Below are 12,862 nucleotides of genomic sequence, written 5' to 3'. Positions count from 1 at the left end.
GAGCACTGCATCGACGCGTACCCTCTACCGACAGGGGGCGGCACCGCTACCTCCGCTCTTTCTTCTCCCTCGGCGATGCCGGCTTGCGCGGTGCCGGGCGTTGCAGGCCCGGTAGGCGCTGCTGCAAACCGGGTTGCCGCTGCACGCCACCTTGCTGCGGCTGGACAGCGGGCGGGGTCGATTGGCCCTGCTGGCCGGCATGCGGTGTCTGCGGCTGAGGCGTAGCGCCTGGTTGCGTTGTCGTGCCTGCCGGAGCCTGCCCGCCGCGCGGCGCTTGCGGACTGGTCGTGCCGCCGGGCGTCGTCTGTCCCGTGCGCGGCGCACCCTGCTGCTGGCCTTGCCCGGTGCGCGGCGTGCCCGGCTGAGCCGCGCCGCCTTGTCCTTGGCGCTGCGGCTGCTGTGTGCCCTGACGATTCGGCGCACCCGGCTGCTGCTGGCCCGGACGGTTGTTCTGCCCGGGCTGGCCATTGGGCCGCTGCGGCTGTTGTCCGGGCTGACCGTTCGGCCGCGGCTGTTGCTGCTGCGGTTGAGCCGGCTGGACCGGCCGCGGAATGCGCGGGGCAGCGCCCGGATTGGCCCTGCGGAATTCGCGCTGCTCGGTGACGATCTGCCGGCCGGTGGTCTGCGCCTGATGCACCTGGCTCACGAAGGCGCGGTCGCGCGCGACCTGTTGCGGGGCAATCGTGATCGGCACCGCGGCAAAGCGCACGCCGCCCGTTCCGGGGCGGATGGCAAAGCCGGATGCGCCTTGCGTCAGCGCGCCGAGCCGTGCGCCACTGGTGCGGTCGTTGACGTCGATGTGGCCGACCCTGCCGTCGGCGTCGGGATAGAGCTTGATGTTGACGTTGTTGGTCGCGGTCGTTGCAGCACTTGCGTTGGCCGGCACGTCGATGACGCCGGTGGTGCCGCGAATACCGAGCGTTGCTGTCGGCGTCGTGATCTTCATGTCGCCGGTCTTGGCGACCGCTGCGGCGACGAAGGCAACCGTGCCCTTGCCGACGTCGAAGATCGCCGAGTTCTGCTTGCCGCCGTCCTCGTAGACGTAGTTGTCGATGGTGATCTTGGCGCTGGCCGACAGATTGAACGTGGTGGAATCGTTGAAGGCGATGCTGAGCGAGGAGTTCGAAGCGGTTTGCACGACGTCATTGAGATAGATGTCGTCGCGCGCCTTCAGCGGATAGGAATTCTTGTCGCGGATCACGGTGGCGATCCCCGTCACGGTGGCGACGTTGCCGATCGGCTCTGCAGGCGCGGCGGTTTGAACGTCAGGTGCCGGTGTCGCGGGCGCCTGCGAGGGAGACGGTGTCGGCGTCGCCTGCGGCGCCGGCTGCGCCTGCGCGAGCAGGGTCGCGTCGGATGCGCATGCGTCCGTCGCGCCAGCGAGCGGCACGACCAGCAGCGGAAGCGCGAGCACGCAGCGGCGCCAAGCCAGCATCAAAGCCACAGTGAGGGTCCCGGTGAAAGACACGAGGCGAGATCAGCCGATTTCAGCCGGAGATGGCTGAATGGCGGATGAACGTCTGTCGCACAGGCGTTGCCAACGTTCAAACGCCACGTCCCGGATTTCGGGGCGTGGCGTCACGGTCCTTGCTCGTCATTCCGGGGCGCGACGAAGTCGCGAGCCCGGAATCCGGAGATTGTGGCGGGAGACCCCGGGTTCGATGCTTCGCATCGCCCCGGGATGACGCGCGTCAGCTCACGCGCTTCCAGGTCTGGCCGCCGCAGAATATGCCGCCCAAGGCGCAGCCTTGCACGTGAAGCATGTTCGGGCCCTTCATCGCGATCGTGGAGTCGTAGTTGCGCCCGGAGTCGGGATCGTGGATGCGGCCGCTCCACTTGGCGCCATCGGGCTTCATGTTGATCAGGATCTTCTCGTTGGTCTTCTCGGCATAGCCGCAGAGGTTGCCGCCACAGTCTTCGACGCGAACATTGCCCTTGTTCTCCTCGGTCGCCCACAGGCCAAGCGGCGTGGCCTGTGCGGGCGCAGCCGCAACAGGGGCCGGTGCGGGCGTGGTCACGACCGGTGTGGCAACGGGAGCAGGCGGTGCAATGGGCGCTGCCTGTTGCGTGACGTTGGCGCCCACGGCCGCGGTGGTGGTCGGCGTGGTAACGGTCGTGGACGGCGCAGGCGGCGCAGTCACGACTGGTGCGGCAGGCGCGGTCGCCGGGACCGGCGGCTGCGGCGTGGGTTGCTGCGCGGCAGGCGCCGGAGTCGGTGGGGTCGTGGTCGTCGTGCTCGACGACGTGGTGTCGTCATCGTCCTTGGAGCCAAAACCGTTGAGGTTGATGTTGTTGAGTCTGATCGGCTTGTTCGACAGGCCGGGCGCCACGATGGTGACGCAATCCAGCGAGGCGCAGTTCCTCGGAGCCTGGATGTGGATGCTCTGCCCGTCGATCTGGAAGGAAATCGCGTTGCCGGCATGGGCAATTGCGGTCGTAGCGAGGAAGAGCGCGGTAGCGGCGACAGAAAGCCTGGTCATGGCAGCCTCCCAAATGTGGCGTGGAAACGGTGTGGCCGGATGTCGGTGATCCACTGAGCGTGGTTCGACCCTACGCGGAGCCCACCGCGGCTTCCGTGACTGATGTCACGGCATCGGCATCGACGGAGTGAGCTGCGTCACAGTTGGCGCGAGAGCGCCTTCCTGCTCCTGTCCGTCATCGCCTTTCATCGAATCGCTCTCGCCTTTGCTTGCGACCGATCACTGAAGATCGCTGGAAAGGAGAGCCAACATGCTCCGCCTCATTCTCGTCGCCGCGCTACTGGTCGGCGGCATCGTCGCGGCGCGGGCCGACACGGACATCTATCGCAACGCGCTGAAGCGGCAGCGCGGTCCTGACGAGCTGCAGGCGGATGGTGCGTTCTGTGACGCGCAGTTCGGCAAGCCGCAGAACGGTACGGTGACGTCGCGCGAATACGAGCGCTGCATGCTGTCGCGCGGCTGGGGCTTCGACCATACCGTTCGCGAGAAGGACGACCGCTCTCCCGACCCCGATAATCCCGGCATGATGTGCCGCGATTTGAAGATCGGCGGCGTCACCGGATCGGAGTGCGCGAATTACGACTGAGCTTTGCCGTGTCTGGAAACTAGATCACGCCGAGCACGATGGCTCCGACAAAGGCTATTGCGAGGTACGTAGTCACAACGCTCAGTCTACCGACGAACGTCATAAAGGAGCTCCCTCTGTTCGCGCGTCTTTGCGCGCAACTCGTAAGATTAACAGCGAGTCTGTCGGTGAAAAAGCCAGCGTTGCTGTCGCTCTCCCGCCGCAAGGGCCGACCCTCATGGTTAAAGAAACGTAAAATCAAAGCGTTGAAGAGTCTTTAAGTAAATTCACCGAACCTGCGTGCATGACGCGCGGAGTTCGTTTGTATCTCGTCGGCTCCATCGTCCTTGTTTCGCTTGCGGGTTGCGGACGCGGCTTCTTCCAGGCCGAGCGCGAACCGTGGCGGGCCGAGGCGGAAGCCGCGTGCCTGAAATCGGGCGCGGTGAAAGAGAGCGCCGAGATCGTCCGGATCGAGCCGATCTCCGGCCCCGGCGCCTGTGGAGCAGAATTTCCGCTGAAAGTGGCAGCCATCGGGGAAGGCTCCAGCAGCTTTGGCTTCGCCGACGAGGAACTGCGGCCGCCGGCGAGCATTGGCAACCAGCCGCGCTGGCCGGGAACGCAGCCGAGCTATCCGCAGAGCCAGAGCTATCCGAACCAGGCCTATCCGAACGCCTCGAGCTATCCGCAGCGCCAGAACCAGCCCTCCGGCTATGGCGGAAGCTCAGGTCCGATCTCGCTCAGCGCGCCCGGCGTCGCACCGCCGCAGGAAGACGAGATCGACCTGCCGCCCGAGGGCACCGATGCGGCGGGAGCGGCGCGCTACATGAACGCGCCGAGCTATCCGGCGCGGCCGAATTACTCCTCGCAATCGCAGGCGCCGTATGCGCAGCGCCCCGAGCAGCAACCCTTGCCGCGGCTTGGTCCCGGGCAGGGTAGTCCCGTCGGCGCCGTCGGCCCGGTTGCGGTGAAGCCGACCGCGACGCTGGCCTGCCCGATCGTCTCCGAGCTCGATCGCTGGTTCGCCGACACCGTGCAGCCCTCGGCGATGCGCTGGTTCGGCCAGCGCGTGGTCGAGATCAAGCAGATCTCCGCCTATTCCTGCCGCGGCATGAACGGCAATCCGCACGCCCATATCTCAGAGCACGCCTTCGGCAATGCGCTCGACATCGCCGCCTTCACGCTCGTCGATGGCCGCCGCATCTCGGTGAAGGACGGCTGGCGCGGCCTGCCGGAGGAGCAGGGTTTTCTGCGCGACGTGCAGTCCGGCGCGTGCGCGCATTTCACGACCGTGCTCGCGCCGGGCTCCAACGTCTATCACTACGATCACATCCACGTCGATTTGATGCGGCGCGCCAGCCGCCGCCTGATCTGCCAACCGGCTGCCGTCTCCGGCGAAGAGGTCGCTGCCCGCGCCCAGCAGCGTAATCCCTATGCCAACTCGCGCGACCCCTACGTGACCGGCTCGCTCGGTCGGAAAGGCAAGCGCGAGAAGGTCAACGAGGAAGACGAGTTCGAGGACGAGTAGGGCGCACGTACGCCTGTGATCGTTGAACCTACTTTGCGGCCCGCATCGATGGTGCCGGAACCAGCCCCATGCAGCGCTGCACCTCGCCTGGCACGTTGTAGTCGCGCATGACGGGTCGGCTGTCGCGAATGCCGCACGCCTCCCGCTGTACCACGAACATCCAGAGCGCGTGGCCGGCCTCCATCACCAGAGCGCGGCGTGCCTGATGCGTTGATGCACGCGCATCCGCGGGCGGATGCGTGGCATCGAATTCGCGCAGCTTCGCGAGCGCTTGTTCCAGCGCTCGCCCCATCCGCCCGAACGCAGATGCCTGCTCCTGAACGATCTCGTAGTTGAGAACGTCGACCGGCGTGCGGTTGAGGCGGAGATCAGAGGACATGGCTTATGTATAGCGTCACGCGGACCGCATGCGCAACGCGCTGGTCGCAATGACGAGATTGAGGAACGCGCTTGCCCCACCCTCAACCGTCATCGCCCGACTTGATCGGGCGATCCGATGCCCCGGTCAAGCCGGGGCATGACACTGGTGGATTTGGTGAGCAGATCACACGCCGCTTGCTGTTCTCACTTCGCCCGGTACGCGGCCAAAAACATCCGCGTCGCGCTGTCGACCACGGCGATGATGCGCTCCTCGGATGGGGCTGGGGCGGCCTGGAAAATGAAGGGGAGGAACAGCGAGGCCTTGCACACCTCCATGAACTGGGAGGCGGCGAGGTTGCAATCGTCGATGGCGAGATCGCCCGGTGCAACATGCGCCTTCAGATAGTCGGCGAGCCGGTTGACGGTCTTGTCCAGCACGCACGCGTAATAGCGGCGGCCGAGCTCGGGCATGCGCTCGGCGATCGCCATCACGGTGCGGATCGCCGATCCCCCGCCGGGCCGGCAGAGCAAATGGATATAGGCCTGGCCGAACTCCTTCAGCGTGGTCTCGGCATCGCGCGCAGGGTCGAAGTTGAACACGACCTGGCCGTGCTGAAGTGCTTCCTCCTCGAGGATGGCTTCGAACAGTGCGCATTTGTCGGCGAAGTAGACGTAGAGCGTGCCCTTGGAGACCGCGGCCGCGCGCGCGATCTCGCCCATGCTGGCGCCGTCGAAGCCGAGATCCATGAACACCCTGCGAGCGCCGTCGAGGATCTGGCGGCGCTTGGAGCTGTCCTCTTCTGAGACGACAGCGACGGTGTCGCGAACGGCTGCAACCATTGATTCAGGGTTCCCTGAGGATTTTGGTGCCGGAAACCCAAAGAAAGGATTCCGGCCACTAGGGTTCGATCGGGGAATAATCTATATTGACCGAACGGTTCGGTCAATGATATTCGTCATTTGGCGAAGGCGAGGGGCCGCGTCGCGGCTCGCCCGATCGCGTGTTTTTGTGGGGAGGCCTTTATGGCCGTATCGAGAGACCAGGCCGCGCGCGTCCTTCGCCAGGATTCCCAGGATCAAGCACCAGCTCAGGGCGAAGCCGCGAGTGACAATTCGGCGGCACTGGCCGAGCAGTTGCGGTCGGTGGCCGAGGAGAGCAAACGCCGCACGGCCGAAACACCGGAGAGGCCGGCAATCGAGAAGCCTGCCCCGGGTACGCCGGCGACCGGCGCGTCTGCACCGAAGGCCGTCCCGCCGAAATCCGGCAAGCGCAAATTCGTCCTGATGGGCGTCGGGCTTCTGCTTGCGCTCGCGGCAGCGAGCTATGCCGGCTACTACACGCTGGTCGGCCGCTTCTACGTTTCCACCGATGACGCCTATGTGCGCGCCAACAACACCATGCTGGGTGCGCGAGTTGCCGGCCACATTTCCTCGATCCTGCCCGGCGACAACACGCTGGTGCATGCCGGCGACGTCGTCCTGCGCATCGACGACGGCGACTACAAGATCGCAGTCGACGCCGCCGCGACCAGGATCGCAACCCAGCAGGCCACCATCGATCGTATCGGCCGCCAGGTCGCAGCGCTCGACAGTCAGGTCGTGCAGGCCAAGGCGCAGCTCGTTTCCGCCGAAGCGGGCCTCAAGCGCGCCGACCTCGACTATGAGCGCCAGCAGGCGCTGAGCAGCAAGGGCTTTGCCTCGCGCGCCACGTTCGAGACTTCGGAAGCCGGACGCGACCAGGGCGCCGCCGCGGTCAAGGCGGCGCAGGCCGCTTACGACGTCGCAGTCAGCAATGTCGACGTCGCCAAGGCGCAGCAGGCCGAGGCGCAGGCGCAGCTTGCGGAGTTGAAGACCACGCTTGCGAAAGCCGAGCGCGACCTCAGCTTCACCTCGGTGCGCGCGCCGGTCGACGGCACCTTCTCCAACCGCCTCGTCAACACCGGAGACTTCGTCGCGGTCGGCCAGCGGCTCGGCAACATCGTGCCGCTCGAGGAGGTCTATATCGACGCCAATTTCAAGGAAACCCAGCTCAAGCGCATCCGTCCCGGCCAGCCGGTGACGATCAAGGTCGATGCCTACGGCATGCGCAAGTTCTCCGGCATGGTCGACAGCATCTCGCCGGCCGCAGGCTCGGTGTTCACGCTGCTGCCGCCCGACAACGCCACTGGCAATTTCACCAAGATCGTGCAGCGCCTGCCGGTCCGCATCCGCGTTCCGAAGTCGGTCGCGCGGCAGAATCTCTTGCGCGCCGGCATGTCGGTCTACGCGACCGTCGACACCAACAAGGGCGCGGCCGACGCCGATAGTGAAATCGATCTCGACGATCCCACGATGATCCATCCGCAGTAAGCGAACAGCCCTGCGAGGCCAGACGATGGCGACTGCAACGACCGCCAATCCCGCCATGATGGCGAACCCCGCTTCGGAGCGCATCGAGCCGAAGCGGCTGTTCGCCTTCATCATCATGGTGTTCGGGATGTTCATGTCGATCCTGGACATCCAGATCGTCTCGGCATCGCTGTCCGAGATCCAGGCCGGCCTGTCGGCGAGCCAGAGCGAAGTCTCCTGGGTGCAGACCGCCTATCTGATCGCCGAAGTGATCGCGATTCCGCTCTCGGGATTCTTGTCGCGCGCGCTCGGCACGCGATTGTTGTTTGCGATCTCGGCGGCAGGCTTCACCGCATCGAGCCTGCTGTGCGGCTTCGCCTCCTCGATCGAGGAGATGATCTTGTGGCGCGCGCTTCAGGGATTCCTGGGCGCCGGGATGATCCCGACGGTTTTCGCCTCCGCCTACACCGTGTTTCCGCGCACGAAATTCCACATCGTCGGCCCCATCATCGGTCTCGTCGCGACGCTGGCGCCGACCGTCGGTCCGACCGTCGGCGGCTACATCACCGACCTTATGTCCTGGCACTGGCTGTTCTTCATCAACGTCGTGCCCGGCATCGGCATCACGCTGGGCGTGCTGGCGCTGGTCGATTTCGACGAGCCGCATTTCGAGCTGCTCGACCGCTTCGACTGGTGGGGCCTGATCTTCATGGCCGGTTTCCTCGGCTCGCTGGAATATGTGCTCGAGGAAGGCCCGCAATATGAATGGCTCCAGGACACGTCGGTGGCGATCTTCGCCTGGGTCTGTGCCGTCTCCGCGATCGCCTTCTTCTGGCGCGTCTTCACTGCGGCCGAACCGATCGTCAACCTGCGTACCTTTTCCAACCGCAATTTCGCGGTCGGCTGCGTGCTGCAGTTCTGCATCGGCATCGGGCTCTATGGCCTGACCTACATCTATCCGCGCTATCTCGCCGAAGTGCGCGGCTACAGCGCGCTGATGATCGGCGAGACCATGTTCGTCTCCGGCGCCACGATGTTCCTGGTCGCGCCGCTGGTCGGCCGTCTCATGCTGCGCTTCGACATGCGCTACATGATCGCGTTCGGGCTGATCGTGTTCGCGATCGGCTCCTACCAGATGACCTGGATCACCCGCGACTTCGATTTCTACGAGCTGCTGCTGCCGCAGATCCTGCGCGGCGTCGGCATGATGTTCGCGATGGTGCCGACCAACAACATCGCGCTCGGCACGCTGCCGCCGGATCGGGTCAAGAACGCCTCCGGCCTGTTCAACCTGATGCGCAACCTCGGCGGCGCCGTCGGCCTCGCGGTGATCAACACCGTGCTCAACGACCGCACCGATCTGCACATCACGCGTCTTCAGGAGCGCGTGACCTGGGGCAACGCAACGGCGACCGAGACGCTCAACACTTTCATGCAGAAATTCCAGGGCCTGGGCGATGCCACGCTGATGGCGATGAAGCAGCTCACCCAGATCGTGCACCGTCAGGCCGTCGTGATGGGCTATGGCGACGCCTTCTTCATGCTGACGCTGTTCTATCTCGGCCTGAGCCTGCTGGTGCTGCTCCTGAACAAGCCGGCGTCCCTCGCAGGCGGCGGCGACGCGCATTAAATTTGTCGTGACGGTGCCACACACACGGCGTCATCGCCCGACTTGATCGGGCGATCCAGTACACTGCGGCAGCGCGAGGGACGTCAGGCGTCTCTGGAATACTGGATGCCCCGCCTTCGCGTGGCATGACGGCGGAGATCAAGGCGGCGGCGACGCGCATTAAATTTGCAACACTCGCGCGACATCTTGCGCGAGCCGTGTTGCAAATCGCAACCGATGCATCTATAAAGCGCGCCTCATTGCTCGAACCGGGAGGGATTTGCATGATTTCCACGCATTCGCAGATCGTACGCCCGCGCTCGATGTTCAAGCTCGGTGTGTCTTCGGTCCTTTAGAGACCGCTTTCGCCAGCTTCGACCGGGCCCGATTCCCCGGCCGCTCCAATTCCCAAGCGACGACCTGATTTAACGACGCCATTTTCGGCCTTCGTGGCCGTCATGCGTCCATTGATGGAGCCGGACTGCGCCAGCGCGCAGCCGGATAACGCCATGACCGCACTGTCAAAAAGGCCCGCGGCGATACGCGTGGTGCTGCCCTTCGTATTCCGCCACTGGCTGAAGCAGCCGGGGCGCGCGCTCGCGGTCGGCGGCGGCCTGTTGGGCGCGACGGTTGCCGACCTCTTCATGCCGGTGTTCTCCGGGCGTCTCGTCGACGCCCTGACGCACGGTCCCGACGATCCTGCCGCGCGCCATGCGGCGCTGGTCGCGTTCGGCGCGATCGTGGCGCTCGGCTTTACCTCGATGGTGCTGCGGCTGGCCGGCTTGCAGGTGATCGTGCCGTTCACGCTGAAGCTGATGTCCGAGATCGCGCAGGACGCCTTCATGCGCGTGCAGCGCTTCTCGACCGACTGGCACGCCAACTCGTTCGCCGGCTCGACGGTGCGCAAGATCACCCGCGGCATGTGGGCGCTCGACCTGTTGAACGACACCATCCTGCTGGCGCTGTTGCCTTCGCTCAGCGTGCTCGTCGGCTCGATGATCCTGTTAGGCGTGCACTGGGCCTCGCTCGGCGCGGTGGTCGCGCTCGGCGCGTTGGTCTACGTCACGATGACGGCGCTGTTCTCCACGCGCTACATCGCGCCGGCCGCGCGCGTCTCCAACGCCTGGGACACCAAGGTCGGCGGCACGCTCGCGGATGCGCTGACCTGCAACGCGGTGGTGAAGTCGTTCGGCGCGGAGGCGCGCGAGGACGCACGGCTCGCCCGCGTCATCAAGCGCTGGCGCGTGCGCGTGCGGCGGACCTGGCTGCGCTACAACTACACGGCGCTGTCGCAGCTTTCGCTGCTGCTGTGCCTGCGCGCGTCGGTGATCGGCGGCTCGGTGCTGCTGTGGATGGCGGGGCGCGCCTCACCCGGCGACGTCACCTATGTGCTGACCAGCTACTACATCATTCACGCGTACTTGCGTGACGTCGGCATGCACATCAACAACCTGCAGCGCTCGGTCAACGACATGGAGGAGCTGGTCGCGATCCATGACGAGCCGATCGGCATTGCCGATGCGCCTGATGCAACGCCGATCCTGATCGAGGGTGGCCGTATCGTGTTCGACGACGTGACGTTCCACTATGGCGGCCATCCCGCGCCGCTGTATGACGGCCTGTCGATCGACATCCGCGCTGGCGAGCGCGTGGGACTTGTCGGCCGCTCCGGCTCCGGCAAGACGACCTTCGTCAAGCTGGTGCAGCGGCTCTACGACGTCTCTGATGGCCGCGTGCTGATCGACGGGCAGGATATTGCGAAGGCGACGCAGCAATCGCTGCGCAGCCAGATCGCGATCGTGCAGCAGGAGCCGATCCTGTTCCACCGTTCGCTCGCCGAGAACATCGCCTACGGCCGGCCCGGCGCCAGCCTGGAGGCGATCGAGCAGGCGGCGCGGCTGGCGAATGCGCACGACTTCATCCTGCGCCTGCCGAAAGGCTACGGCACGCTGGTCGGCGAGCGCGGCGTGAAACTGTCGGGTGGCGAGCGGCAGCGCGTCGCGCTGGCGCGCGCATTCCTGGCGGACGCGCCGGTGCTGATCCTGGACGAGGCGACGTCGAGCCTCGACTCGGAATCGGAGGCGCTGATCCAGCAGGCGATGGAGCGGCTGATGAAGGGCCGCACCTCGATCGTGATCGCGCATCGCCTGTCGACGGTGCGCAGCCTAGATCGCATCCTGGTGTTCGACCGCGGCGAGATCGTCGAGCAGGGCACCCACAAGGCGCTGACGGCTCGGCCAGGCGGCCTCTATCGCGGCCTGTTCGAGCGTCAGGTGATCGAGTTCGGACCGAGTGCAGCAGTGGGATGAGGAAGTGGCGCGTGGCTGACGGACGCTCGTCCGAAGGCCACGCCGCCGGAAATGGAACGACATGAAAGACCTGACACGCGGCTCCATCGCAAGCCACATCCTGACCATGGCCCCGCCGATCGTGGTCGGGATGATCACGATCATGCTCTGCCAGCTCGTCGATCTCTATTTCGTCTCGGGACTAGGCGAGGCCGCCATCGCGGGCGTGGCCGCGGCCGGCAATGCCGGCTTCCTCGTCAATGCGCTGATGCAGGTGCTCGGCGTCGGCACGGTCGCGCTGATCGCGCATGCCGTGGGACGCAAGGATCGAGACGACGCCAACCTGATCTTCAACCAGGCCATCGTCCTGTCGGTGCTGTTTGGGCTCGCGACACTGGTCGCAGGGTCCGCGCTGTCCCGCCCCTATATGCGTTCGATTGCCGCGGACGAAGCCACCATCGAGGCGGGCAGCACCTATCTGCTGTGGTTCGTGCCGGCTCTGGCGCTGCAATTTGCCATACAGGTGATGGCGTCCGCGCTGCGGGCGACCGGCATCGTGCGGCCTACCATGCTCGTCCAGGCACTTGCTGTCGTCATCAACATCGCGCTGGCACCGGTCTTGATCGCGGGCTGGGGCACGGGTCATCCGCTCGGCGTGGCCGGTGCGGGCCTCGCAAGCTCCATCGGCGTCCTGACCGGCGTGCTGATGCTGTATGCGTATTTCCGCAGACTGGAGCGCTACGTCGCCTTCGACCCTCGGAAATGGCGGCCGCAGCTCCAGCATTGGAAGCGGATCCTCAATGTCGGCCTGCCGGCCGGCGGCGAGTTCGCGATGATGTTCTTCTTCATGGCGGTGGTCTATTACGTGCTGCGCGATTTCGGCGCGCCGGCCCAGGCGGGATTCGGGATCGGACAGCGGGTGCTCGGTCTGATCCAGATGCCGGGGCTTGCGGTTGCGCTCGCGGCCGGGCCGATCGCCGGCCAGAATGTCGGCGCCGGAAACGGTGCGCGCGTGCGGGAAACCTTCGTCAAGGCGGTGCTGATCGTCACCGTCGTGATGATCGGCTTCATGATCCTTGCGCAATCGAAGCCACAGTGGTTGCTCGCCGGATTCTCGAACGACCGCGAGACCATGAGGATCGCCTTCCTGTTCCTGCGGATCATCTCGTTCAACATGGTGGCGCAGGGCTTGATCTTCACCTGCTCGAGCATGTTCCAGGGCCTCGGCAATACCAAGCCGGTGCTGCTTAGCTCGGTGACACGCGTGCTCACCTACTCGCTGCCGGCGATCTGGCTGTCGACGCGGCCGGGTTTCCGGATCGAGCAGGTCTGGTACCTCTCGATCGCGGCGACGACGTTGCAGGCCGCTCTCAGCGTGTGGCTGCTGCGCCGCGAGTTCGGGAAGCGCCTGCCTCCCGCGGAGACCGGTCCTGTGCGCGATGGGGTGGAGATTGCAGCCGTCGGTACGAGCGCGGCCGAATAGGCCTCTCGTGCTGTCCCGCAACCACGGCTCCGCCAGACTTGCCGGAGCCGCCGGTGCAGCGCATTAGAGCTTGATCCGGAAAAGTGTGAAGCGGTTTTCCGAAAAGATCATGCTCAAACAACAGCCTAAAGCGCGATGACGATTTTCCCTAATCTCATCGCGCTTTAGTCTTACTGAGTCAGAAATCCACGGACCAAGCTGGGTGAGAATCGCATATTGAAGGA

Annotated in this window: 10 protein-coding genes; 6 read left to right on the top strand and 4 right to left on the bottom strand. The window is 65.3% G+C overall.

What is annotated here, in order from left to right; all coding sequences use genetic code 11:
• Positions 1-46: 46 nt before the first annotated feature.
• Positions 47-1,435 carry a FecR family protein gene (locus tag SO180_RS26705; protein ID WP_449381818.1) on the bottom strand — a complete coding sequence of 463 codons (1,389 nt, stop codon included), beginning with the start codon at positions 1,433-1,435 and terminating at the stop codon, positions 47-49.
• A 256-nt stretch (positions 1,436-1,691) separates the two neighbouring features.
• On the bottom strand, positions 1,692-2,480 hold the full coding sequence (locus tag SO180_RS26700; protein ID WP_449381817.1) for a DUF2147 domain-containing protein: 789 nt from the start codon (positions 2,478-2,480) through the stop codon (positions 1,692-1,694).
• A 250-nt stretch (positions 2,481-2,730) separates the two neighbouring features.
• Between SO180_RS26700 and SO180_RS26695 the strand changes: the two genes are divergently transcribed.
• Positions 2,731-3,066 carry a hypothetical protein gene (locus SO180_RS26695; protein WP_449381816.1) on the top strand — a complete coding sequence of 112 codons (336 nt, stop codon included), beginning with the start codon at positions 2,731-2,733 and terminating at the stop codon, positions 3,064-3,066.
• 283 nt (positions 3,067-3,349) lie between these two features.
• The gene (locus tag SO180_RS26690; RefSeq protein ID WP_449381815.1) at positions 3,350-4,570 is read left to right on the top strand and encodes an extensin-like domain-containing protein; all 1,221 of its coding nucleotides are present in this window, start codon (positions 3,350-3,352) and stop codon (positions 4,568-4,570) included.
• Positions 4,571-4,598: 28 nt separating this feature from the next.
• On the opposite strand, the gene SO180_RS26685 is transcribed toward SO180_RS26690, so the two are convergent.
• Positions 4,599-4,949 carry a DUF6665 family protein gene (locus tag SO180_RS26685; RefSeq protein ID WP_449381814.1) on the bottom strand — a complete coding sequence of 117 codons (351 nt, stop codon included), beginning with the start codon at positions 4,947-4,949 and terminating at the stop codon, positions 4,599-4,601.
• A gap of 185 nt (positions 4,950-5,134) precedes the next feature.
• Positions 5,135-5,770, bottom strand: a complete 636-nt coding sequence (locus SO180_RS26680; protein WP_449381813.1) for a TetR/AcrR family transcriptional regulator — start codon at positions 5,768-5,770, stop codon at positions 5,135-5,137.
• 183 nt (positions 5,771-5,953) lie between these two features.
• On the opposite strand from SO180_RS26680, the gene SO180_RS26675 reads away from it, so the two are divergent.
• From SO180_RS26675 to SO180_RS26660, 4 genes are all read left to right on the top strand, one after another.
• On the top strand, positions 5,954-7,279 hold the full coding sequence (locus SO180_RS26675; protein ID WP_449381812.1) for an HlyD family efflux transporter periplasmic adaptor subunit: 1,326 nt from the start codon (positions 5,954-5,956) through the stop codon (positions 7,277-7,279).
• 25 nt (positions 7,280-7,304) lie between these two features.
• Positions 7,305-8,888 carry a DHA2 family efflux MFS transporter permease subunit gene (locus tag SO180_RS26670; protein ID WP_449381811.1) on the top strand — a complete coding sequence of 528 codons (1,584 nt, stop codon included), beginning with the start codon at positions 7,305-7,307 and terminating at the stop codon, positions 8,886-8,888.
• Between the two features lie 488 nt (positions 8,889-9,376).
• Positions 9,377-11,176: an ABC transporter ATP-binding protein gene (locus SO180_RS26665; RefSeq protein WP_449381810.1), complete on the top strand. Its 1,800-nt coding sequence runs from the start codon at positions 9,377-9,379 to the stop codon at positions 11,174-11,176.
• A 61-nt stretch (positions 11,177-11,237) separates the two neighbouring features.
• Positions 11,238-12,638, top strand: coding sequence for an MATE family efflux transporter (locus tag SO180_RS26660; protein WP_449381809.1), 1,401 nt, complete (start codon positions 11,238-11,240; stop codon positions 12,636-12,638).
• Positions 12,639-12,862: the final 224 nt, after the last annotated feature.

The organism is Bradyrhizobium sp. UFLA05-112 (assembly GCF_053572325.1).
The sequence above is the reverse complement of the archived record's forward strand: the minus strand, read 5'-3'. Positions and strand labels throughout refer to the sequence as shown.